This is a genomic window from Ruegeria haliotis, assembly GCF_013377785.1.
In the GTDB taxonomy this organism is placed as follows: domain Bacteria; phylum Pseudomonadota; class Alphaproteobacteria; order Rhodobacterales; family Rhodobacteraceae; genus Ruegeria; species Ruegeria haliotis.
Map to the genome: position 1 here is coordinate 1 of NZ_JABXWT010000002.1, position 23,161 is coordinate 23,161.

General features: G+C 57.1%; 23 protein-coding genes. 19 read left to right on the top strand and 4 right to left on the bottom strand.

The features are described 5' to 3' along the window. Nucleotides 1-540 (bottom strand): helix-turn-helix domain-containing protein (locus HW561_RS23880; RefSeq protein WP_176863626.1); only part of this gene is annotated, 540 nt, incomplete at its 3' end. A 173-nt stretch (nucleotides 541-713) separates the two neighbouring features. On the opposite strand from HW561_RS23880, the gene HW561_RS04960 reads away from it, so the two are divergent. The 9 genes from HW561_RS04960 to HW561_RS05000 all read left to right on the top strand — a co-directional run bounded on the left by HW561_RS04960 (nucleotide 714) and on the right by HW561_RS05000 (nucleotide 8,627). Then, nucleotides 714-1,592 carry a lysophospholipid acyltransferase family protein gene (locus HW561_RS04960; RefSeq protein WP_176862311.1) on the top strand — a complete coding sequence of 293 codons (879 nt, stop codon included), beginning with the start codon at nucleotides 714-716 and terminating at the stop codon, nucleotides 1,590-1,592. An 8-nt stretch (nucleotides 1,593-1,600) separates the two neighbouring features. After that, nucleotides 1,601-2,410: a glutamate racemase gene (gene murI, locus HW561_RS04965; RefSeq protein ID WP_176862313.1), complete on the top strand. Its 810-nt coding sequence runs from the start codon at nucleotides 1,601-1,603 to the stop codon at nucleotides 2,408-2,410. A gap of 94 nt (nucleotides 2,411-2,504) precedes the next feature. Further along, complete coding sequence (gene argC / locus HW561_RS04970; RefSeq protein ID WP_176862315.1) at nucleotides 2,505-3,533, top strand: N-acetyl-gamma-glutamyl-phosphate reductase; 1,029 nt, start codon at nucleotides 2,505-2,507, stop codon at nucleotides 3,531-3,533. 7 nt (nucleotides 3,534-3,540) lie between these two features. Continuing rightward, nucleotides 3,541-3,987: a cytochrome c maturation protein CcmE gene (gene ccmE / locus HW561_RS04975; RefSeq protein ID WP_176862317.1), complete on the top strand. Its 447-nt coding sequence runs from the start codon at nucleotides 3,541-3,543 to the stop codon at nucleotides 3,985-3,987. 118 nt (nucleotides 3,988-4,105) lie between these two features. Next, on the top strand, nucleotides 4,106-4,717 hold the full coding sequence (locus HW561_RS04980) for a holin-associated N-acetylmuramidase (protein WP_176862319.1): 612 nt from the start codon (nucleotides 4,106-4,108) through the stop codon (nucleotides 4,715-4,717). After that, entirely contained in the window at nucleotides 4,708-5,286 is a 579-nt protein-coding gene (locus HW561_RS04985) for a holin family protein (protein ID WP_176862321.1), read from the top strand. The genes HW561_RS04980 and HW561_RS04985 overlap by 10 nt, the downstream gene beginning before the upstream one ends. 75 nt (nucleotides 5,287-5,361) lie before the next feature. Beyond that, the gene (locus HW561_RS04990) at nucleotides 5,362-7,326 is read left to right on the top strand and encodes a heme lyase CcmF/NrfE family subunit (RefSeq protein WP_176862322.1); all 1,965 of its coding nucleotides are present in this window, start codon (nucleotides 5,362-5,364) and stop codon (nucleotides 7,324-7,326) included. Continuing rightward, nucleotides 7,323-7,778 carry a cytochrome c-type biogenesis protein gene (locus HW561_RS04995; protein ID WP_176862324.1) on the top strand — a complete coding sequence of 152 codons (456 nt, stop codon included), beginning with the start codon at nucleotides 7,323-7,325 and terminating at the stop codon, nucleotides 7,776-7,778. Before HW561_RS04990 ends, HW561_RS04995 begins: the two co-directional genes overlap by 4 nt. Nucleotides 7,779-7,850: 72 nt before the next feature. Next, a complete protein-coding gene (locus HW561_RS05000; protein ID WP_176862326.1) occupies nucleotides 7,851-8,627 on the top strand; it encodes an enoyl-CoA hydratase-related protein in 777 nt (258 codons plus the stop codon). A gap of 6 nt (nucleotides 8,628-8,633) precedes the next feature. On the opposite strand, the gene bmt is transcribed toward HW561_RS05000, so the two are convergent. Beyond that, a complete protein-coding gene (bmt, locus tag HW561_RS05005) occupies nucleotides 8,634-9,647 on the bottom strand; it encodes a betaine--homocysteine S-methyltransferase (RefSeq protein WP_176862329.1) in 1,014 nt (337 codons plus the stop codon). A 121-nt stretch (nucleotides 9,648-9,768) separates the two neighbouring features. After that, the gene (locus tag HW561_RS05010; protein WP_176862330.1) at nucleotides 9,769-10,089 is read right to left on the bottom strand and encodes a DUF1476 domain-containing protein; all 321 of its coding nucleotides are present in this window, start codon (nucleotides 10,087-10,089) and stop codon (nucleotides 9,769-9,771) included. Nucleotides 10,090-10,276: 187 nt separating this feature from the next. Between HW561_RS05010 and purC the strand changes: the two genes are divergently transcribed. The 7 genes from purC to HW561_RS05045 all read left to right on the top strand — a co-directional run bounded on the left by purC (nucleotide 10,277) and on the right by HW561_RS05045 (nucleotide 19,358). Then, on the top strand, nucleotides 10,277-11,032 hold the full coding sequence (gene purC, locus HW561_RS05015; protein WP_176862332.1) for a phosphoribosylaminoimidazolesuccinocarboxamide synthase: 756 nt from the start codon (nucleotides 10,277-10,279) through the stop codon (nucleotides 11,030-11,032). 130 nt (nucleotides 11,033-11,162) lie between these two features. After that, complete coding sequence (locus HW561_RS05020; protein ID WP_176862333.1) at nucleotides 11,163-11,843, top strand: MarC family protein; 681 nt, start codon at nucleotides 11,163-11,165, stop codon at nucleotides 11,841-11,843. A 119-nt stretch (nucleotides 11,844-11,962) separates the two neighbouring features. Beyond that, entirely contained in the window at nucleotides 11,963-12,193 is a 231-nt protein-coding gene (purS, locus tag HW561_RS05025) for a phosphoribosylformylglycinamidine synthase subunit PurS (protein WP_176862335.1), read from the top strand. A 35-nt stretch (nucleotides 12,194-12,228) separates the two neighbouring features. Next, nucleotides 12,229-12,897 carry a phosphoribosylformylglycinamidine synthase subunit PurQ gene (purQ, locus tag HW561_RS05030; protein ID WP_176862337.1) on the top strand — a complete coding sequence of 223 codons (669 nt, stop codon included), beginning with the start codon at nucleotides 12,229-12,231 and terminating at the stop codon, nucleotides 12,895-12,897. A gap of 36 nt (nucleotides 12,898-12,933) precedes the next feature. Further along, nucleotides 12,934-14,712 carry a sensor histidine kinase gene (locus HW561_RS05035; RefSeq protein WP_176862339.1) on the top strand — a complete coding sequence of 593 codons (1,779 nt, stop codon included), beginning with the start codon at nucleotides 12,934-12,936 and terminating at the stop codon, nucleotides 14,710-14,712. Nucleotides 14,713-14,724: 12 nt separating this feature from the next. After that, nucleotides 14,725-16,059, top strand: coding sequence for a sigma-54-dependent transcriptional regulator (locus HW561_RS05040; RefSeq protein WP_176862341.1), 1,335 nt, complete (start codon nucleotides 14,725-14,727; stop codon nucleotides 16,057-16,059). 506 nt (nucleotides 16,060-16,565) lie between these two features. Next, the gene (locus HW561_RS05045; protein WP_176862343.1) at nucleotides 16,566-19,358 is read left to right on the top strand and encodes an Rne/Rng family ribonuclease; all 2,793 of its coding nucleotides are present in this window, start codon (nucleotides 16,566-16,568) and stop codon (nucleotides 19,356-19,358) included. Nucleotides 19,359-19,425: 67 nt separating this feature from the next. Here the strand turns inward: HW561_RS05045 and HW561_RS05050 are convergent, their stop codons facing one another. Then, nucleotides 19,426-19,659, bottom strand: coding sequence for a sulfurtransferase TusA family protein (locus HW561_RS05050; RefSeq protein ID WP_176863628.1), 234 nt, complete (start codon nucleotides 19,657-19,659; stop codon nucleotides 19,426-19,428). A gap of 105 nt (nucleotides 19,660-19,764) precedes the next feature. Here HW561_RS05050 and HW561_RS05055 point away from each other — a divergent pair, with 105 nt between their 5' ends. The 3 genes from HW561_RS05055 (at nucleotide 19,765) to HW561_RS05065 (ending at nucleotide 23,141) form a co-directional block, all read left to right on the top strand. Next, nucleotides 19,765-20,517 carry a cytochrome c biogenesis CcdA family protein gene (locus HW561_RS05055; protein WP_176862345.1) on the top strand — a complete coding sequence of 251 codons (753 nt, stop codon included), beginning with the start codon at nucleotides 19,765-19,767 and terminating at the stop codon, nucleotides 20,515-20,517. 63 nt (nucleotides 20,518-20,580) lie between these two features. Beyond that, nucleotides 20,581-21,795 (top strand): hypothetical protein, encoded by a 1,215-nt coding sequence (locus HW561_RS05060; RefSeq protein WP_176862347.1) that lies wholly within the window; start codon nucleotides 20,581-20,583, stop codon nucleotides 21,793-21,795. Next, nucleotides 21,792-23,141 (top strand): cytochrome P450, encoded by a 1,350-nt coding sequence (locus HW561_RS05065; RefSeq protein ID WP_176862349.1) that lies wholly within the window; start codon nucleotides 21,792-21,794, stop codon nucleotides 23,139-23,141. The genes HW561_RS05060 and HW561_RS05065 overlap by 4 nt, the downstream gene beginning before the upstream one ends. Nucleotides 23,142-23,161: the final 20 nt, after the last annotated feature.

Consider the following 23,161-nt stretch of genomic DNA (forward strand, 5'->3'; position numbering starts at 1 on the left):
GACGGCTTCGAGCAGATGCTCAAGGAACTCCCAGGCTGTCTTGCGATTGGCCTTTTCGACGAGTTGGGTAACAGCGTATTTGCTGGTTCGATCAATGGCGACGAAGAGAAATAGCTTGCCCTCAGCGGTCTGGACCTCGGCGATGTCCATGTGGAAGAAGCCGATTGGATACCGTTTAAACCGCTGTCGCTTTGGTTTATCCCCCTCAACATCTGGCAGGCGCGATATACCATTCCGTTGCAGGCACCGATGCAGTGCCGACCGCGTTAGATGCGGGATCGATGGTTGAAGGGCATAGAGGCAATCATCCAGTGGCAGCAATGTATGTCGTCGGAACGCAACGACCATAGCCTCTTCCTCTTCGCTGAGAACGGTTGAGCGGGGCTTTTTGGGCCCTGTTTTGCGATCTTCAACAGTCTCGCGCTTTCGCCATTTGGCGACGGTCTTCGGATTGATCCCAAGTTCGCGGCTCAGCTCCGCGACCGAAGCTTGCGATCGCTGTATTGCTGCTCTGACGGCGTGCGTGCCCTCTCGGCAGATTTGCGTTGCAAATCGCCTGCCGGGTAACAGTGCGTGGCGCAGCCATGACGTACTTGTCCCATAATGCTTCCTTCCATTTCAACGAATGGATCGCACCATCAAACCTTGGGATCAAACACCTAGGCAAAATTGTCAATTGCAGTTATTTGGCTGGCAGCAAACCGGAGACGTTCATGCCATCGCGCCGCCACATCGTCCGTGATATTTCTTACGCCTATTCCGCCGAAACCAAGAGCGGGCGGATGGTCATCAAGCTGATGGAGAACACGACCGGTCGGCTGCGTCTGATCAAACGGGCCGACGGTTATGAACAGGAAATCGCCTGTGGGCGGGATTTCTGGTCGGTCATGGTCGAACGCTATGGGTTGTCACTGGATGTAGCTGCCGGATCATTGGAGAATATTCCCAAAGAGGGGCCCTTGATCCTGATTGCCAATCATCCCTATGGAATATTGGATGGAATGATGATGGGGCATATTCTGTCCCAAACGCGTGGTGATTTCCGAATTCTGGCGAATCGTGTGTTCCGCAAGGCCGAAGACCTGAACCGTATCATCCTGCCGATTTCGTTTGACGAAACGAAGGAGGCGATGAAGCTGAACCTTGATACTCGCAAAACCGCATTGAACTATTTAAGGGAAGGTGGCGCGATCGGGGTCTTCCCCGGTGGAACTGTCAGCACAGCGGCCAAACCGTTTTCTTATCCGATGGACCCGGGTTGGCGTGGCTTTACGGCCAGAATGATCGCCAAATCAAACGCCACCGTGGTACCGGTATTTTTTGACGGCCACACGTCGCGCCTGTTTCAAATCGCCAGTCATCTGCACAATACGTTGCGGATGGGATTACTGATCAAAGAATTCAAAAAACGCGTCGATACGCCCGTGAAAGTGGTCATTGGGGAACCGATAGAGCGTGATGTTCTGGACCCATTGGGCAAGGATACGCGCAAGATGATGGATTTCCTGCGCAAAGCCACGTATGAGCTGTCCCCGAAGCCGTTGAAGTCCTATGACTACGGCTATGAATTCGAGGAACGGCATCGCGCCTGAAGGGGCAAATGGCAGTAGGCATCTTTGATTCCGGATTGGGCGGGCTGACCGTCCTGAACGCCGCGCAGAAACGTCTGCCGGACGTGGATTTCCTGTATTATGCGGACAGCGCACACGCGCCGTATGGCGTGCGGAATGCGGACGACATCTATCAACTGACCCGCAATGCGGTGCAGGGTCTGTGGGCGCGGGGTTGCAATCTGGTGATTCTGGCGTGCAACACCGCCAGCGCCGCGGCGCTGCGCCGGATGCAGGAAGAGGGCGTGCCCGAAGGCAAGCGTGTGCTGGGCGTGTTCGTACCGCTGATCGAGGCGTTGACGGAACGGCAATGGGGCGACAACTCTCCGCCGCGCGAGGTTGCCGTCAAGCATGTGGGGCTGTTTGCAACGCCCGCCACGGTGTCCAGCCGCGCGTTTCAGCGCGAACTGGCGTTTCGCGCCATCGGTGTGGATGTCGAGGCGCAGGCCTGTGGCGGTGTGGTGGACGCAATCGAAGAGGGCGATATGATCCTGGCCGAGGCGCTGGTGCGCTCGCATGTCGATGCTCTCAAGCGGAAAATGCCGGAACCTCAGGCCGCTATTCTTGGATGCACCCATTACCCGTTGATGGCCGAGACATTTCAGCAAGCTCTGGGCCCGAATGTACAGGTTCTCAGCCAGGGAGATCTGGTGGCAGAAAGCCTGGCTGATTACTTGCAGCGGCATCCGAACATGCTGGGCGATGGCGCGGATGGGTTTCTGACCACCGGCAAACCGGGTTTTGTCAGCGACCGGGCGACACAGTTCCTCCGACGACAGATCTCGTTCGAGGCGGCCTGACTTAGGTCAAGGACGATGCCTTTCTATTTCCTTTATTCGAAGACCGTCGCATCGGCGGTCGTGACATGTGACACACGGAAAAAAGAGGTCTGACATGACCCATAAAATCGCAATTCTGGGCGCATCCGGCTATACCGGCGCCGAACTGGTGCGGCTGATAGCCGAGCACCCGAACATGGACATCACCGCGCTGGCTGCCGAGCGTAAGGCGGGCATGTCGATGGCACAGGTGTTCCCGCATCTGCGCCACATGGACCTGCCGGACCTGTGTAAGATTTCCGAGATCGATTTCTCGCAAATCGACCTTTGTTTTTGCGCTTTGCCACATAAAACCAGCCAAGAAGTGATCCGGGACCTGCCAAAAAACCTGAAGATCATCGACCTGTCTGCGGATTTCCGGCTGCGCGACGCGGATGAGTACGAGAAATGGTATGGCAACCCGCATACGGCTTTGGAGCAACAGGAAGAGGCCGTTTATGGCCTGACCGAGTTCTATCGGGACGACATCCGTGCCGCGCGTCTGGTGGCTGGCACCGGCTGCAACGCTGCGACGGGGCAGTATGCGCTGCGGCCGTTGATCACGGCGGGTGTCATTGATCTGGACGATATCGTTCTGGACCTGAAATGCGCTGTGTCAGGGGCGGGACGGGCGCTCAAGGAAAATCTGCTGCATGCCGAGTTGAGCGAGGGGGCCAACGCTTATGCGATTGGCGGCACGCACCGGCATCTGGGCGAATTCGATCAGGAGTTTTCAAAACTGGCTGGACGTACTGTGCATGTCCAATTCACACCACATCTGATTCCGGCAAACCGCGGTATTCTGGCGACGACATACGTGAAGGGCGACCCTCAGAGTGTCTATGAGACGCTTTGCAACGCATATGAGGCAGAGCCATTCATCCAGATGTTGCCGATGGGTGAGGCCCCTTCGACCCATCATGTACGCGGTTCGAATTTCTGCCATATCGGTGTAGTCGCTGACCGGATCGAACGGCGCGCCATCGTGGTTACGGCACTGGATAACCTGACAAAAGGTAGCAGCGGGCAGGCCTTGCAGAACGCCAACCTGATGTTAGGTGAAGATGAAACCCGGGGCCTGATGATGGCTCCTCTATTCCCGTGAGGACGGTATGAAAACACTCAAGAAACGTCGTCGTATACAAGTCATTTTGGTGGCCGTTGTTGCCCTGGTGGTATCGACGGCGTTGATTGGGTACGCGATGCGCGACGGGATCAATTTCTTCCGCTCGCCCAGCCAAGTGATTGCCGAGCCGCCCAAGCCGACCGAGGTGTTCCGCATTGGCGGCCTGGTCGAAGAGGGTTCGATCATTCGGGGGCAGGGTGAGATCATCCGCTTTGTCGTGACAGATGGCGGCGAAAGCGTGCCAGTGGCATTTGCTGGTGTTTTGCCGGATCTGTTCTCGGAAAATCAGGGTATGGTTGGCACCGGAAGCTATGTGAACGGTGTCTTCGAAGCCACTGAAATTCTTGCCAAACACGATGAAACTTACATGCCCAAAGAAGTGGTGGATGCGCTGAAGGAACAGGGTGTCTATCAAGAGCCGGAAGAGAGCTGACATCAGCGACAAGTCATTATAGGGCGTTGCGTGTTTTCAGCAGGCAGCGCCCTTTTTCGTTGCCAACTGTTTACTGTTTTTGGGGATCGTTCGTGCCACCAACTGTTGAGAGGGTGGCATGCAGACGGTTCGACAAATTGCCAAAGAGATTGTGGCGCGTGAAGGCGGTTTCGTAGACGATCCGGACGATCCAGGTGGCGCGACCAAGTTCGGCGTGACGATTCATACGATGCGCAGGCTGGGCCTGGACTTGACCGGGGACGATGTTGTGACTCCGGCGGATGTCCGGGCGTTAAGCCGTCAGCAAGCCGTTGATATCTTCGTCCGGTATTACTTTGCGAAACCGCGCATTGGAAAGCTGCCAAAGGTGCTGCATGCGTCAGTGTTCGACATGTATGTAAATGCCGGGGCGCAAGCGGTCAAAATCCTGCAAAACCTGCTGCGCGAGATGCAGTTCGAGATCGCAGTAGATGGGGTGATCGGGCCGCAAACGGTGCAAGCGAGTGTCTCTGCGGCAGGCCCGCAATCCATAACCTTGCGAGATTCCTACGGCGTGGCGCGGCGGAATTACTATTTCCGGCTGGCGGATCGGCGGCAAGCGTCGCGTAAATATGCACGCTCCCGGTCTGGCGGAAAGGGTGGTTGGATAAAGCGCGCCGAGGAGTTTCTATCGCCACAATACCACATGAATGACGCACAGTTTCAAAGGAGGGTTGCGGGATGGGATTGATCTCGGGCGTGTTGGCAATGTTATTCGGTGGTGGACGCAACGTAGTGCGGGAAACGGCCGAAGTCTTTCGGGAAAATGCTGACGCAAACGCCAAGCGTGGCGTTACAATCCAGAGTCAAGCGATGACCCAGTTCGGGGCCGAGTTTCAAGTGCCGCGCAAGGGTGGGTTTGATCGTTTCATGGATGGCCTGAACCGATTGCCGCGTCCGGCGTTGGCGTTGGGTACGCTCGGATTGTTTGTTGCAGCTATGGTTGATCCGTTGTGGTTTGCGGCGCGAATGCAGGGGATAGCATTGGTGCCTGAACCGTTATGGTGGCTGTTGGGTGTCGTAGTCTCGTTTTATTTCGGGGCTCGGCATCAAGCTAAAATGCAGGACTTACAACGGGACATCACGACGACGATGCTGCACGTGCCGACTGTGATGGCTAATATCGAAGCCTTAAGGCAGATGCGCAGCGACAGCCCCGGTGCAGCGGACACCGGATCGGATGCCCAACTGGCGATGGATGTAACCCACCCAGATGCCAACCCGGCGCTTGAGGACTGGAGGCGTCTGCGCCAAGCCTGAGCCGCGACACTATGTGCGTGTGAAATTGACGAAAGTCATTGGCGCTTGGCTGAGCTCGGGAGTATATCCTAGGGCATGATTACAGAGCTCGGTCACTTCGCCCTCATTCTCGCTTTTCTCGTTGCCATCGTTCAGACTGTGGTGCCTTTGGTCGGGGCTGCAAAGCGCTGGCCCGGATGGATGACATTTGCCGAACCGGCGGCAATTTCCCAGTTCCTGCTGACGGCGTTTTCCTTTGGGGCGCTGGTTTGGGCGTTCACGACTTCGGATTTCTCACTGCGGATTGTGGTAGAAAACAGCCATTCGGCAAAACCGATGCTGTACAAGATCAGCGGCACTTGGGGGAACCACGAAGGCTCGATGCTGCTGTGGGTTTTGATCGTGACCTTGTTTGGGGCTATGGCTGCGTTTTTTGGCGGTGGCCTGCCACCCTCGCTCAAGGCACGGGTTCTGGCGGTGCAATCGGCCGTCGCGGTGGCGTTTTTCGCCTTTATCCTGTTCACCTCGAACCCGTTTGACCGGTTGGCGGTTGCCCCGTTTGACGGCCGCGATCTGAACCCGTTGTTGCAGGATCCCGGCTTGGCCTTCCATCCGCCGTTCCTGTATCTGGGCTATGTCGGACTGAGCATGGCGTTCAGCTTTGCTGTTGCCGCTCTGATCGAAGGGCGCGTGGATGCGGCATGGGGTCGTTGGGTGCGCCCCTGGACATTGGCCGCATGGATTTTCCTGACCATCGGCATCGCGCTGGGATCATGGTGGGCCTACTACGAACTGGGCTGGGGCGGTTTTTGGTTCTGGGACCCGGTTGAAAACGCCTCGTTCATGCCATGGTTGCTGGCTGCGGCTCTGCTGCACTCGGCCATCGTGGTTGAAAAGCGCGAGGTGCTCAAAAGCTGGACTATTCTGCTGGCGATTATCGCCTTCGGGTTTTCCCTGATCGGGACATTCATCGTGCGTTCGGGCCTGCTGACATCGGTGCACGCCTTTGCCAATGATCCAGAACGCGGGGTTTTCATCCTGTTTATCTTGGTGATCTTCATCGGCGGCTCGCTGACGCTGTTTGCGGCACGCGCGCAGGCGATGGTCGCCAAGGGTGTCTTTGGCATGGTCAGCCGCGAATCCGCGCTTATCGTAAACAATGTGTTGCTGGCCGTTAGCTGTTTTGTGGTGTTCTTTGGCACCCTGTGGCCGATGGTGGCCGAGATGGCGTTCGATCGAAAGCTCTCGGTCGGGGCGCCATTCTTCAACGCCGCATTCACGCCGTTCATGATTTTGCTGGGGATGGTTTTGCCGATCGGGGCAATGCTGCCCTGGAAACGGGGTAAGCTTGGCAAGGCTGTTTGGTCCCTGCGGTATGCCTTTGGTCTGGCGTTGGCGCTGGCACTGTTGGTCTGGGCCATGCAATCGGGGCGCAGTGCGCTGGGGCCAGTGGGTTTGTTCCTGGGGTCCTGGATCACCTTTGGCGCCATTGTCGATTTATGGAGCCGTACCGGTCGCAAGCGCAGTCTGAAACGTTTGTTCCGCCTGCCGGGGGCCGATTGGGGCAAAGCCGTGGCTCATACTGGTTTGGGCGTCACGATCTTCGCGATTGCCGGTCTGACTGCGTGGGAAGTCGAAGACATCCGTGTCGCGCAGCAGGGTCAACCGTTCGAAGTCGGACAGTTTACGCTGACCTTGCAAGATGTCCGGAGTGTTCAGGGGCCCAACTATTTCTCGACGACGGCTGACGTTCTGATCGAGCAGAACGGACGCCCGATTGGAACTCTGCACCCGGAAAAACGGGACTACCCCGTGGCCCGGATGCCGACCACAGAGGCGGCGATTGATTACCGTTTTCTGCGGGATCTGTATGTGGTGATCGGGGACCAACAGCAGGACGGCGGATGGGTGATGCGAACCTATATCAAGCCTTTCGCAAACTGGATCTGGGGTGGGTGTATCCTGATGGCGCTTGGTGGTGTCTTCAGCCTGTGTGATCGGCGTTTCCGGGTCGCAGCAGGGGCGCGCAAGACGCCTGCAACCGGAGTGCCTGCGGAATGAAACGCATTGTCTTGATCCTCATGATTTTGGCTTCACCGCTTTTCGCGGTGCAGCCTGACGAAGTTCTGGAAGATCCCGTTCTGGAACAAAGGGCGCGTGACATCAGTACCGGGTTACGCTGCCTAGTGTGCCGGAATGAGAGCATTGACGAAAGCAACGCTGATCTGGCGCGAGATCTGCGCCTGTTGCTGCGTGAACGGTTGGTAGCTGGCGACACGGACGATGAGGCTGTCGCCTTTATCGTGGATCGCTATGGCGAGTATGTACTGCTGAACCCAACCACGAGTGGCTCAAACCTGTTCCTGTGGCTGGCTGGCCCCATCATGTTGTTGATTGCTGCGGCTATGGGGTGGAATTTCCTGCGCAGCCGCGCAAAGGTTCATGAATCTGGCGATACCGATACGCTGAGTGACGCAGAGAAAGAGCGCCTGCGCCAAATTCTCGACGACTGACGTTTGGTTCCACTTTCCCTCGCAGAGCTTATAAGTCAGGGTGCCCCGAAACACGGCGCGAGGGAGGTTTTCATGGATTACGAAACGGTTCTTTTGGACATCACGAATGGTCTGGCGGTTTTGACACTGAACCGCCCAGACAAGATGAACGCGCTGACCACGCAGATGCGCGCCGAAATCACACATGCCATGAAATTTGCCGCCAACCACGCCCGTTGCATTGTGATGACGGGGGCCGGGTCGGCATTTTGCTCGGGTCAGGATCTTGGCGACGCCTCAAGCACCGGCAAGATCGATCTGGAACGGTCGCTGCGCGACGAATATGAGCCGATGCTGGAGACCATTCATAATAGTCCGGTTCCGACCATTGCCGCCGTTAACGGGCCTGCGGCCGGGGCAGGGGCCAATCTTGCGCTGTGTGCGGATGTGGTTATCGCGACCGAGAGCGCCTATTTCCTCCAGGCTTTCGCGCGCATTGGTCTGCTGCCAGACGCCGGAGGTACCTGGTTCATGCCGCGCCAGATGGGGTTAGCCAAGGCCATGGGCGCGGCGCTTTTTGCCGACAAGATCAGCGCCCGGCAGGCGGATGAATGGGGACTGATTTGGGAGGCGGTTGCTGACGATGCCTTCGCCGATCATTGGCGCAAGCGAGCAGAATATCTTGCAAAAGGTCCGACGGCGGGATTTGGCGCTATCAAGCAAGCACTTCGTGGCACCTATGAAAAGACCTTGCCGCAACAATTGGAAACCGAGGCCCATTTGCAGGGAGAGTGCGGACGCTCGCGCGATTTCGCTGAGGGTGTTGTAGCATTTTTGGAAAAGCGCCCCGCAAAATTCGAGGGGCGCTAACCTGCGTCACGCACGGCGGCGGCGGCGTGTCCGCCGTTCTGGGACGGCGTCGTCACCGGTGCCGTCCGAGGCCGAGGAAAACGGCCCCAGTGCTTCGGTAATTTGATCCAGAGTCGGACGGTCGGCACGCGGTGTATTGTCCAGTGCTTCGCGCATTTTCTCCAGATGCGCGGGCATCGTACCACAGCAGCCACCAATGATTGTCGCACCGGCATCCCGGGCCATTACAGCGTACTGCCCCATAAGTTCCGGCGTGCCGTCATAGTGGATATGACCATCCACATATTTCGGAATGCCTGCATTGCCCTTTGAAATCAGTGGCCGTTCAGTGCCCTGCGCGGCAAAGCCCAGAACTGTGCGCAGGATATCTGATGCTCCGGTGCCGCAGTTGGCGCCGAAGGCCAGAGGTGGATTGGGCAGGGTCTCGACCAGTTGGGCCAGATCAGCCGAAGTGACGCCCATCATCGTGCGCCCGGCAGTGTCAAAGCTCATGGTTCCGCACCAGGGCATGTCGGCCAGGGCAAACGCCTCGGCTGCGGCACGAAATTCTTCGGGTGCGCTGATCGTTTCCACCCACAGGACATCAGCGCCGCCTTCTTTCAGTGCGGCAGCCTGTTCGTGAAACATCTCGACGGCTTCGGCGTGGGTCAGGCTGCCAACCGGCTGCATGATTTCGCCCGTTGGTCCGACTGAACCGGCGACCACCACGGTACGTCCAGCCTTGTCTGCAACCTCGCGACCAAGTTCCGCGCCAATGCGGTTCAACTCGGCCACGCGATTCTGCGCGTCATGCAGTTTCAGCCGTGCAGCCGTGCCACCAAATGTGTTGGTCAGAAACAGATCGCTGCCAGCATCGACAGAGCCCTTATACAATGCCCTGATCTTGTCCGGTTCATCGACATTCCACATTTCGGGCGCGTCACCCGATTGCAGACCCATATTGAACAGATTGGTCCCCGTCGCCCCATCTGCCAGAATTGAATCTGCGGTGTTCAGAAGTTTGCTCAGCGCGTTTGTCATTGGGATAATCCAAAAAAGGCGCAAATCGCCGTTAAAAATAGAGACGCCCCGTGTCTCATGACCAGGGCGTCAAATCAAATTCATAAAACTCATGAAGATCATGAGGCCTGTGTTGCGGGTCTTATAGATCGGCCTCGGCTAGGACCTGCTCTTTGGCCTCAACCAGCAATTCGACCATCTTTTCCCGAATTTTGGCTTCGTCGGCAAGATCGCCAAGATAACCTTTGACGGCGACGACGACATCATCTTCGCTGACGTTTTGCAGGTCGGTGTGCACCAGCTCCTGTCCGTAAGCGCGGGCTTGTTCGACGGTTTCACCCTTTAGGGTTGATGCCCATACAGCCATGAACCGGTTGCGTCGCATCCGGGCAATGAACTGCATCTTTTCGTCATGCGCAAACTTGTTTTCAAACGCGGCTTCACGTTCTGCGAATGTGGTCATGAGTTGGGGACCTCTTGGGTTACAGTTTCATTCCTGATGATATGACTATACGTGCCGCAAGGTGCAAGGGATTTGCGCTGCGTCAAAGCCCCTCGGGCCTGTGAACTTGCGGGAAAGGGGGCCTTGGATTATGACGGCGCCAACGCGAAGGGACTCAATCCCTCGCCCCAGACTGGAAAGGTCGCTTATGGCGCGTCGGAAAAAAATCTACGAAGGCAAAGCCAAGATTCTGTATGAAGGCCCCGAACCGGGTACGATCGTACAGTATTTCAAGGACGACGCCACCGCGTTCAACGCCGAGAAAAAAGATGTCATCGATGGCAAGGGCGTACTGAACAACCGGCTGAGCGAGTACTTCATGACCGGCCTGAACCAAATCGGCGTTCCGACCCATTTCATCCGTCGTCTGAACATGCGCGAGCAACTGGTCCGCAACTGCGAGATTGTGCCGCTGGAAATCATCGTGCGCAACTACGCCGCTGGGTCTCTGAGCAAGCGCTTGGGGATTGCCGAAGGCACGCAATTGCCGCGTCCGATCATCGAATACTGCTACAAGGACGATGCACTGGGTGATCCGCTGGTGTCCGAAGAGCATATCGCGGCCTTTGGCTGGGCCAGCCAGCAGGACATGGATGATATCCTCAGCCTGGCGCTGCGGGTAAATGATTTCATGAGTGGCGTGATGTTGGCCGTCGGTATCCGTCTGGTCGATTTTAAAATCGAAATTGGTCGCGTTTTCGAAGGTGACTTCCAACGTCTGATCGTCGCAGACGAGATCAGCCCTGACAGCTGCCGTCTGTGGGATATCGAAACCGGTCAGAAGCTGGATAAGGACGTGTTCCGTCGTGATCTGGGTAACCTGGCAGATGCCTATTCCGAGGTCGCGCGTCGTTTGGGTGTTCTGCCCAAAAGCAACGTTGCCAAGCCGACTCTGATCAATTGATCCATCGGTTTGCGTAAAAGTGAACAAAAGCGTTGCTCCAATCCAGGCAACGCTTTTTTCTTTTGAAGTCGAAATTTGCCAATCGTCCTGCATTGTCGGGCCTGGCATTTAAATCAGGGTGACATTCGACATGGGCGAATTGTTCGATCAGGCAGTTTTTCTGAAATTCCTTGCGGCGCTGCTGGCGATTTTCAACCCGCTTTACGGCATCCCGATTTTTCTGAGTATGACTGAAGGTTACTCCACGCCCGAACGCAGACGTGTCGCTTTGGTCGTGACGGGGACGACCATCATTGTTGCCCTGGTCGCAGTTTTCCTCGGTGAGAAAATTCTGGCCATTTTTGGTATAGATATTCCGTCTTTTCGCATTGCTGGTGGGCTGATCATTCTTGGCGTGGGCATGTCGATGCTGAATGCGTCGGCCCCTTCGCCCGGAGATCAGGACGCGGTAGAGGAAGGTCATAAGAAAAGAAGCAATATCGCGGTGGTGCCACTGGCGATTCCGCTGACAATCGGTCCGGGCACCATTGCGACGACAATCGTGTTTGCACATACACTTTCAAACGGAGCCGAGATTGTGACCTTGGGGCTAGCCGTGTTGATTGCCTGCGCGATCGTCGGGTTGGGTCTGATTTTTGCTGATCCGATTTCGCGGGCTCTGGGACCGACAATGATCAATGTCATTACGCGTGTGATGGCGATTATTCTTGTCGCCGTCGCTGTCGAGATGGTTTTGACCGGGACGTTCAACGCCATTGATACGCACTATCCGGGGTTTTCCTCGATGCTGGGCGGCAAGGGAGGCGGCTGACCTGTTGCACTGCGGTAATCCGCCCGGGTTGTGAAGGGTTGTCCAACGATGCCAAGCAGGCTATTCCCCGCGCAACGAAAGGGGCCTACAGCCACGGCCCACAGGTGGAGTTGCAGAATATGAAGGCACGGGTGCATGTGATGCTCAAGAACGGAGTGCTTGACCCTCAGGGTGAGGCTGTGCGCCACGCCCTTGGTGCGATGGGCTTCAATCAGATCGAAGGTGTGCGTCAGGGCAAGGTCATTGACCTGGAACTGGCCGAAGGGGCGACCGAGGCGGACGTGACCGAAATGTGCGAAAAGCTGTTGGCCAATACGGTCATCGAGCGCTACGAAATCGAACTGGTCTGAGTTCCTAATTCAGATTTGACCAAGGAGGGTCCGCCATGCGCGCAGCCGTCATCGTATTCCCCGGCTCAAACTGCGACCGTGATCTTGCCGTTGCCTTCGAACAGGCCGGCTTTCAGGTTGATATGGTCTGGCACAAGGACGCAGCGCTGCCGGACAGCGTGGACATCGTTGGCGTGCCGGGTGGGTTCTCTTATGGTGATTACCTGCGGTGTGGCGCAATCGCTGCGCAATCGCCGATCTGCAAGGCCGTGGTTCAGCATACAGAGCGCGGCGGCTATGCCGTGGGTATCTGCAATGGCTTTCAGATCCTGACCGAGACTGGAATTCTGCCGGGCGCGCTGCTGCGCAATGCGGGTCTGAAATACATCTGCCGCACTGTTGGCCTTAGGGTTGAAACCAGCGACAGCGTCTTCACCGAAAGCTATAATGCCGGTGATGTGATCGGTATTCCGATTGCGCATCACGACGGCAACTACTTCGCGGATGATGCCACGCTTGCCGCGTTGAAAGATCAGGACCGGATCGCGTTCAGCTATACCGAGAATCCAAATGGATCGGTTGGGGATATCGCTGGAATTCTGTCGGAAAACCGTCGGGTGCTGGGAATGATGCCGCACCCTGAACGGGCGGCGGACGAAGGGCATGGTGGTACCGATGGGACGGCATTGTTCCGCGCATTGTCGGGTGTACTGGCGCCAGCGTGACTTGAGATCGCGCCCACGCCCGCGTAACTTCTGGGGATGAGTATCGAAGTTCGCTCTGGCTGGTCCAAACTGACAAAACCGTTTCGCGGCGCTCCACTGGGGTGGCGGTTGCGCGTGGCCGTAATTGTTCTGCTGATCGCGACTGTTGCGACTGTATGGGTAACAAATCGTCTGCTCACTGACCGGTTTACCGAATCCACCCGTAACCGGGCCGAGCTGCGGCTGGCGCTTTATTCAGGCAATTTGCTGAGCGAGCTGCGCCGCAACGCCATCGTGCCACAATTGCTATCGCGCGACCCGACGCTGCTTGGGGCGCTGCGATCCAGCGACTATTCGCTGTCAACGCAGCGTCTGATCTCCTTTGTGGAAGAAATTGGTGCCGCCTCGCTGATGCTGCTGGATCGTGACGGGCGGTCTGTCGCTGCCACTGACCGAAACCGGCTGGGCGAGGCGCATCGGAATTCAGCCTATTTTGTGGATGCCATCCGGTCCAATTCGACAATCTTTTCGGTCATTCCGAAAGAGTCTGGCGGGTACAGTTTTGTCTATTCACGGCGGATGGATGCCGGGTCTGAGATCCTGGGCGTTATTGTTGTTGAAGTTGATCTGCAGAAATTCGAGCGTGCCTGGTCCGGAATTTCAGATGCGGTGATGGTGACGGACAGCACCGGCAACATCATCCTGTCAACCGAGCCGCAATGGCGGGGGCTGGATGAGAATGCAGCCATGCTACGTCAACCGCCGCAAGGCGCCATTCAGCGGGCCATTCGGGCCACTACGGATTGGACAGCTTTGCCGCCCGATGCCTATCTGCAGGGCGAAGCTGTGATGCGGATGGAAACACGCATTCCCTTCCGCGGTTGGCAGATGACCTCGTTCACCACCTACGCGTCGATCCGGGAAAAGGTGAACAGCGTGCTGGCGCTCGAGATCATGGGATTTGCGATTCTTCTGGCTTTGGCCTTCTATGCGCTGAGCCGGCGGGCGACGTTGCGAATGGCTTTGTTTCAGCGCGAGTCGGCAGAGCTTCGCGCATTGAACGCCAGGCTACAGCGGGAAATTGCTGAGCGGGAACGGGTTGAAAAGACACTGGATCTGGCCGAGCAGACGCTGGCGCAAAGCTCGAAACTGGCCGCCTTGGGCGAGATGTCGGCTGCAGTCAGTCACGAACTGAATCAACCGCTGGCTGCAATGAAAACCTATCTGGCTGGCGCACGTCTGCTGTTGCGTCGCAACCGTCCCGAAGAGGCGTTGGCCAGTTTTGGCCGCATCGACGGTTTGATCGAGCGAATGGGGGCGATCACCCGACAGCTTAAATCCTACGCGCGCAAGGGTGCGGATGCGTTTTCCCCTGTAAACCTTGGCGAAGCGCTGGCATCGTCGCTGTCGATGATGGAGCCGCAGTTGCGCCAGCGACATGTGAAGATCACTCAGATCCTGCCTGAAGAACCGGTAGTCGTTATGGCGGACCGGATGCGGATCGAACAGGTGATGGTGAACCTCTTGCGAAATGCGCTGGATGCCACCAAGTCAGTTGCAGAGCCGGATGTGGAAATCATCCTGGCGGCGGGTGACACGGCGGTGTTGACCGTGCGCGACAACGGTCACGGGATCGAGAATATCGAAAACCTGTTCGAGCCTTTTTACACAACCAAGCAGCCCGGCGATGGTGTCGGACTGGGGCTTGCTATCTCGTCCGGGATCGTGAACGACCATGGCGGACGGCTGACTGCGCGCAACGCCCAACACGGCGGTGCGGTGTTTGAGATGCAATTGCCGATACTGGGAAGCGACGGCCTAGAGGCCGCTGAATAACGAGGAATGACTATGGCACAGGCCATGAAGATAGCCATTGTGGACGACGAACAGGACATGCGCCAGTCGATCAGCCAATGGCTGGCACTTTCTGGATATGACACCGAAACCTTTGCCAGCGCCGAAGATGCGCTCAAGGTGTTGGGACCGGAATACCCTGGCATCGTGATCTCGGACATCAAGATGCCGGGGATGGATGGCATTCAGTTGCTGAAGAAATTGATGGGTGCCGACAGCACTTTGCCGGTCATCATGATTACGGGCCACGGTGATGTACCGATGGCGGTCGAGGCGATGCGGGTCGGCGCGTTCGACTTCCTTGAAAAACCGTTTAATCCGGATCGCATGTCAGAACTGGCCAAACGCGCCAGCAACGCACGGCGTCTGACATTGGACAACCGTGCACTGCGGCGCGAGCTGTCTGGCGGCACACAGATCATGAACAAACTGATCGGCGCCAGCCCTGTGATGGAGCGCCTGCGTGAGGACATTCTGGATCTGGGGCAAGCCGACGGTCACGTGCTGATTGATGGCGAAACCGGCACGGGCAAAACGCTGGTGGCGCATGCGCTGCACGCGGTAGGCAGCCGGGCCGGAAAGAAATTCGTTCTCGTCTCCTGCGCGGCGCTTGAGGAAGAGGCGCTATCCAAGCGCCTGTTTGGCCCGATGATGCCGGAAGATGCGCAATTGCCTGCGATCGAAGAGGCCCGCGGCGGTACGCTGGTTCTGGAAGATGTCGAAGCGTTGAGTGACACGCTGCAGGCCCGGTTGTTAAGTGTGATGAACGATCAGGGCACGCCGGCAGAGACCCGGATCGTTGCCATTTCCAACCTGCAAGAGGCTGGAAAGACCAGCGAGGATGTGCTGCGCCCCGATCTGTTCTATCGATTGGCGGCTTTGCGCATCACCATGCCTCCGCTGCGCCAACGCGGCGAGGATATCCTGACGCTGTTTACCCGTCTCAGCGAACAGTTTGCCGAAGAATACGGCTGTGAAGCACCTCAGGTTAGCGCACAGGAAGCGGCCCAACTTTTACAGGCCCCTTGGCCGGGTAATGTGCGGCAATTGATCAACATTGCAGAGCGTGCAGTTTTGCAATCCCGGCGTGGCTCGGGAACCATCGCTTCACTACTGATGTCAGACCACGAGGAAATGCAGCCGGTTATGACGACCGAGGGCAAGCCGCTCAAAGAATATGTCGAGGCCTTCGAGCGGATGCTGATCGACAATACCATGCGTCGCCACAAAGGATCGATCGCATCTGTGATGGACGAATTGTGCCTGCCGCGCCGTACGTTGAATGAGAAGATGGCCAAATACGGCCTGCAGCGATCTGATTATCTGTAAGGGAGGGGGCCAGCCCCCTCTTGAGCCTATGGCTCAATTCACCCCCGAGGTATTTTCGGCCAGATGAAGGTATCCCGGGGGCTGTGCTGTATGCGTCATGCAGTTTGCCCATTGTCTTTTCCACAGGAACGCTTTTATTGTATCCGAACGGGCCGGGCCACTTCTTGTGTCCATAAGCCCCGAATCATTGAGTTTCGCTGCTTTGCCGCAGGTGATCGATCTTTCACCGCAAAGCAGACCGATTGTGCCCCCTTGCGGGGCAGTAGAGTGCCTGAGCCCGACCCGTTGGGCGAAAGGAATAAATGGGCAGGCCGCAGATTGTATCGCGCCTGTCGGAGAAGAACCGCGATGACGCGCGCGCAACGATTGAGAGAACGGGCAGGCGGCCACAGCGCCGAACCCTGCCGCGCGCCGTCTGATATCGCCCTGACAAGACACCACCCCAAAAGCGCCCGTCCACCAGGACGGGTAAGGACAACGCGTTTGGCGCGGTGCACCAAGGAAACATGGCTAAGAAAATGCTTATCGATGCCACCCACGCTGAGGAAACTCGCGTCGTGGTGGTCGACGGAAACAGGGTCGAGGAGTTCGATTTTGAATCCGAAAACAAACGCCAGCTTGCTGGCAACATCTATCTTGCAAAAGTAACCCGGGTCGAACCGTCGCTGCAGGCGGCCTTTGTCGATTACGGCGGCAACCGACATGGGTTTCTGGCGTTTTCCGAGATTCATCCGGATTATTATCAAATCCCCGTCGCCGACCGTGAGGCGTTGATGGAGGAAGAACGCGCCTATGCCGAAGCGATGAGGGCGCGGGATGAGGTAGAAGAAACCAAGCCTAAGAAACGTCGGTCACGGTCGCGGACCAAAGCTGCGGATGTAAAATCCGACGATGCTGTGGATTCGATTGAGGTGTCTTCCGAGCCAACAGGCATGGAGACGATCGATCTTGAAGATGGAAGCGACGCGGAAGACGTGGCCGTGCCTGAAGGCACATCTCCGGTAGATTTGGTAGCGGATACGCCGGTTGAAGAGCCAGCTGAGGAAAGTGATGCCGCCGCGCCTGCAGAAGACACACAGGTAGAAGGCGCAGAAGCTGTTGCCGAAGCGCCTGCTGCTACTGAAGACACCCCGGAAGGGAATAAATCCGACTCGGCCCAACGAGAAGCCACAGATGGCGAGGCGGAAGCAGTCGAAGCGCAAGCTGAAGATGCGGAGACCGAGCAGCCTGAAACCGAAGTCGGCAAAGCTGATGAAGGCGAAGGCGACGAGGCACGCTCGGACGCGTCGGCCAAGGACGACACGATTGAATCAGTCGCCGATGAGGATGACAGCGAGGATATCCGTCCGCCGCGCAAGCCGCGCCCGCGTCGCTACAAGATTCAGGAAGTCATCAAGGTGCGTCAGGTTCTGCTGGTGCAGGTTGTCAAGGAAGAGCGTGGCAACAAAGGCGCTGCACTGACCACTTACCTGTCGCTGGCTGGTCGGTACTGTGTTCTGATGCCGAACACCGCGCGTGGCGGTGGAATCAGCCGCAAGATCACCAACGCACCTGACCGCAAGAAGCTTAAGGAAATCGCCTCGGAAATAGACGTGCCAACCGGCGCTGGTTTGATCATTCGTACCGCGGGGGCAAAACGCACTAAATCCGAGATCAAACGTGACTATGAATATCTGCAGCGCCTTTGGGAGCAGATCCGCGAACTGACTCTGAAATCCATTGCGCCTGCGAAAATCTATGAAGAAGGCGACCTGATCAAACGGTCGATCCGCGATCTGTATAACCGCGAGATCGACGAAGTTCTGGTCGAAGGCGAAGGCGGATATCGCATCGCCAAAGACTTCATGAAAATGATCATGCCGTCCCATGCCAAAAACGTGAAACGGTACGAGGACGCGCTGCCGCTGTTCGCGCGCTATCAGGTGGAAAGCTATCTGGGGGGCATGTTTAACCCCACTGTGCAGCTGAAATCAGGTGGCTATATCGTGATCGGTGTAACCGAAGCGCTGGTTGCGATCGATGTGAACTCGGGCCGGGCGACCAAGGAAGGCTCGATCGAGGAAACCGCGCTCAAGACCAACCTTGAGGCTGCGGAAGAAGTGGCACGACAGCTGCGTCTGCGCGATCTTGCGGGTCTGATCGTGATTGATTTCATCGACATGGATGAGCGCAAGAATAACCTGGCTGTCGAAAAGCGTATGAAAGATCGGTTGAAAACCGACCGTGCACGTATTCAGGTGGGTCGCATCTCAGGCTTTGGTCTGATGGAGATGAGCCGTCAACGCCTGCGCCCAGGTATGCTGGAGGCAACAACGCAGCCATGTCCGGCCTGCCATGGCACAGGTCTGATCCGGTCGGATGACAACATGGCGTTGACCATCCTGCGTCAGATCGAAGAAGAAGGCACCCGACGTCGTTCGCGCGAGGTATTGGTCCGCTGCCCGGTCAGCATTGCCAACTTCCTGATGAACCAAAAGCGCGAACATATCGCTCAGATCGAGGCGCGCTATGGATTGTCGGTGCGCATTGAAGGTGATGTGCATCTGGTCAGCCCTGATTTCTCGATGGAGAAATTCAAGACCGCCAGCCGGATTGTACCCGAGGCGACCGCGCCGGTTGTGTCGGTGGATGCGTCGCTGATGGATCTGGTCGATGCCACCGATGAGGAAGAGACCGAGGAAGAAACTGCCGAAACAGTTGAAACCGTAGAGGCCGATGAGGAGACCAGACCCAAGCGCAAGCGCCGTCGGCGTCGTCGGAAAAAGAATGGTGGATCTGCTGAAACATCAGAAGCGTCAGTAGAGGAAGGTGAAGTGCCGTCCGAGGATGATGTCGTTGCAGCCGCAGAACCATCGGAAGAAGTTGCATCGGATGCTGCCAGCGAAGAATCAGGTGAGGCAGAGAAACCTGCCAAACCCCGTAAGCGCCGCGCGCCGCGCCGGAAAAAGAAAGACGCTGAGCCGATTGCTGGCGAATCTGAGGCGGTTGCAGAAGAGCCTGCCGCCCAGGAATCAGAGCCTGAACAAGTTGCTGTGGCAGAGGAGCTATCTGAGCCTGCGCAACCTGAAGAAACTACTCAGCCCAAGCAGTTGGATCAGCAAGCAGAAGAAGCGCCAACGGAGACGGTTGAGGTCGCGCCCGTGCCGCTTGAGGTTCAAGAGGTTGCTGAGGTTGCAAGCGAAGAAACGGTGGAAGAAGCACCTGCAGAGCCGGAGCTGGAGACTGTCGCACAAGAGCCGGAACAGCCCAGCGAGCCACCCAAGCCAAAGCGGCGTGGATGGTGGTCTTTGGGCCAATAGGCACAGCAGAATACGAAAAGGCGGGCCCGCTGCCCGCCTTTTTCATTTCTGACACCGGAAATTTTTGTCAATCCGATTTCTGAATGAGGTAAATTTGATGTCCCTCAGCATCTTCCTGAGACAACAGGTGATGGCCGCTTTCGGCACAGAAATGCGGCACATCAATGATGGCGGCGGGGTCATCCGCCAATACACGCAGCACAGCGCCGGCTGGCATCGATTTCAGGCGTTTTCGCGCCTTCAGGACGGGTAAGGGACACAGGAGGCCCAGCGCGTCCAGGGTTTCGGACTGATTTGACATGATGTTCAGATATTTCCACTTTGACATGCTGTCCAGCGCGCAAGCACGAGGATGTGACCGAATGGCCCCGTGACGGCGGCGTGTTGATACCATATGTGCTGATCCATGTTCGGAATAGAAATCATCGACGCGGGCCTGCTGCCTGCCATGTTCATCGCCCTGATTGGTGGGCTTATCAGCTTTTTGTCGCCCTGCGTGCTGCCCATCGTGCCGCCTTATCTGGCCTATATGAGCGGTGTGACGATCAACGAGATGCAGGACGAAGCAAAAGCGCGGCGTAAGGCAACACTGTCGGCTTTGTTTTTTGTAATGGGTCTGTCGACTGTGTTCTTGTTGTTGGGGTTCACTGCCTCGGCCTTTGGTGTGTTTGTTCTTCAGAATCAAGTGCTGTTCGCCAAACTCTCGGGCGCTGTTGTCATCATCTTTGGCCTGCATTTTCTGAACGTATTCCGCATTCCACTTCTGGATCGCGAGGCACGGGTTGAAACCGGCGATTCCGGCGGATCGGTCTTTGGTGCGTATATTCTGGGCTTGGCTTTTGCCTTTGGCTGGACGCCGTGTATCGGTCCCCAGCTCGGGGCGATTTTGTCGTTAGCCGCGTCCGAGGCGTCCGTGGCGCGCGGCACCTTATTGCTGGGTGTCTATGCCGCGGGTCTAGGCATCCCGTTCCTGCTGGCAGCGATGTTCCTGAACCGGTCGATGACGGTTATGAACCGGATCAAGCCCTATATGGGAACCATCGAAAAGGTTATGGGCGGACTGTTGCTGTTCGTAGGTATCATGCTGATCACCGGGCTGTTTACCGAATTCAGCTGGTGGCTGTTGGAAACCTTTCCGGGACTCGCGCTGCTGGGCTGATCTGCTGAATCATCTTACCTTGGCCGCAATGCTGGGTTAACCTGCGCGGCAGAAGGTAAGGCAATGAGCAGTCAGATAAATCAGCCTCGGGTGCGCAGACGCCGGGTGTTCTACATTCCCGGTTACGACCCGTTTCCGCCGCGGCGTTATCGCGAGCTGTATCGCAGCGAGGCACGCGCACAGGCAGAGATTTCAGGATACGATATTTCAGTCTCTGCCCGATCTGGCGAGGGGCCATTTGGGTGGCATGTGATCTCTCATCAAAACGGCGTGGATATCCAAACCGAGGTCGAGGTTCTGGTTTGGTCCGACATTGTACGTGACAGCATGTCGGGTTCGATCCCTGCGACCTATCTGCAACTTGCGCGAACGGCGTGGACATATGTTTCCACCGGAACGCTGCGGCGGTTGATGCGTCTGCGCAAAGGGCCAGTTATTGCCGCGCTCTATCCCGTGGGGATGCTGTTGTTGCAACTTGTTGTTGCACTGGCTGTGGCATCGGGTGTCGTAGCGCTGCTGTGGTCGTTTGCGGCGTGGTGGGGACTGGTCCCTGCGATTGCCGTAGCCTACGTTCTGCCGCGCTGGTTTCGCAAAATCGACAACCGCCTGTTTGCGTATTACCTGATGCATGATTACGCCTATTCCGCGCAGTCGAAGGGCGAAACCTCGGCCGAGCTACAAGAGCGGCTGGACAGCTTTCAAGAGCTGATTGGGCAAGCTCTGGAGACAGATGTAGATGAGGTTCTGGTCGTGGGCCACAGCTCGGGCGCGCATCTTGGGGTTTCGGTTCTGGCGGAATTGATCCGCACCCAAGCGGGCGTGGGCCGACGGCCGGTGCTATCCTTTTTGACATTGGGGCAGGTGGTTCCAATGGTCTCATTCCTGCCCAAAGCCTGTCAACTGCGCACAGATCTTCAGTTTCTATCAATTCAACACGATCTGAACTGGGTGGATGTATCCGCACCGGGGGATGGTTGTGCGTTTGCCCTGTGCGATCCGGTTGCTGTAAGTGGCGTTGCCGGACCGGACAAACGGTTGCCGTTGGTCCTGTCCGCGGCGTTCACCCAAACCCTTTCGCCAAAGCGTTGGCAAGAGTTGCGCTGGCAATTCTTCAGGCTGCACTTTCAGTACCTTTGCGCCTTCGATCAGCCAGGGCACTATGACTACTTCCGCATCACTGCAGGTCCCCAGACTCTGGGCCAACGGTTTCAGGACAGCGCGCCATCCAGAACGCGTATCGAGGAGGCGGTGTCCAAATACACCTCGGTCCGTGCATGAACCCGCCCAAACCGCAACCACGCCCAGACAAGGTATCGCTGTGGCGGTATCTGAGGTTGTTCCGTCAAGACTTACTGTCCGCACAACCCCAACGCCTGTATCGCGCCTGGATGGCCGAGTTCCGCACGCCGTTCTTTCAATCTTACATGATCAACCAACCGGACTTGATCAATACGGTTTTAAAGAAGCGCCCGGACGACTTCCCGAAATCCGGTCGGATCAGCGAAGGGTTGCGTCCTTTGTTGGGTGACTCGGTGTTTCTGACCAATGGTGAGGCGTGGAAACGCCAACGCCGGATTATCGATCCTGCGTTTGAAGGAGGGCGGCTCAAGGATACCTTTCCGGCCATGCTTGCGGCAGCTCAGACCTGCGTAGACCGTTTGCGTCAACGCGTCGGCACCGAAGTTGAATGCGAGGAAGTGACCAGTCACGCGGCGGCAGATGTCATATTTCGCACCCTGTTTTCGGTCCCGATCGAGCATGAGATCGCCGCACAGGTGTTCGAGAAGTTCCGTGCCTACCAAAGAGGGCAGCCGCTATTGAACCTTGCGGCCTTTGTACCGTTGCCCCGTTGGGTGCCGCGGTTTCATTCCCGTAAGACCCGCCGAAACGCCGCAGATATTCGGAACCTGATCAGCAAGCTGACGGCTGATCGAGCCTTTGCAATCGCTCAGGGCCACGCGCCGGACGATCTGGCGACCAAGATCATGACCACGCCTGATCCAGAGACCGGCCGCTGTTTCGAAACGCACGAAATGGTCGATCAAGTTGCGATCTTCTTTCTGGCCGGGCACGAAACCAGCGCTTCGGCTCTGGCTTGGGCGCTCTACCTGATGGCTCTTTACCCAGACTGGCAAGACAAGGTGGCAGAAGAGGCGCAGGCTTTGGACGAACCCTCATTCGCAGCCATGTCCAGACTAAGGATCAGCCGTGACGTGTTTCGCGAAGCGCTGCGTCTCTATCCGCCGGTTCCGATGATGGTACGCGAGGCCAGTTGTCCCGAACGGTTTCGCAACCGCGATGTGCCGAAAGGATCGCAAATTGTCATCAGCCCATGGCACCTGCATCGACAGGAACGCCTGTGGGAGAATCCGGATGCGTTTGATCCGACCCGATGGGGCACAGAAAATGGCAAGACCTGTCAGCGTGAGGCGTATATCCCGTTTTCCACCGGACCTCGGGTCTGCACCGGTGCCGGGTTTGCGATGGTAGAAGGGCCGCTGATCTTGTCGATGCTGCTGCGCCATTTCAAATTCGAAACAATCAGCGATAAAACGCCTGTTCCGGTCGCTCATCTGACGGTTCGGTCCAAAGAGGGCATATGGTTGCGATTGGTTGAGCGCTAACAATCTACCATCACTCTGCG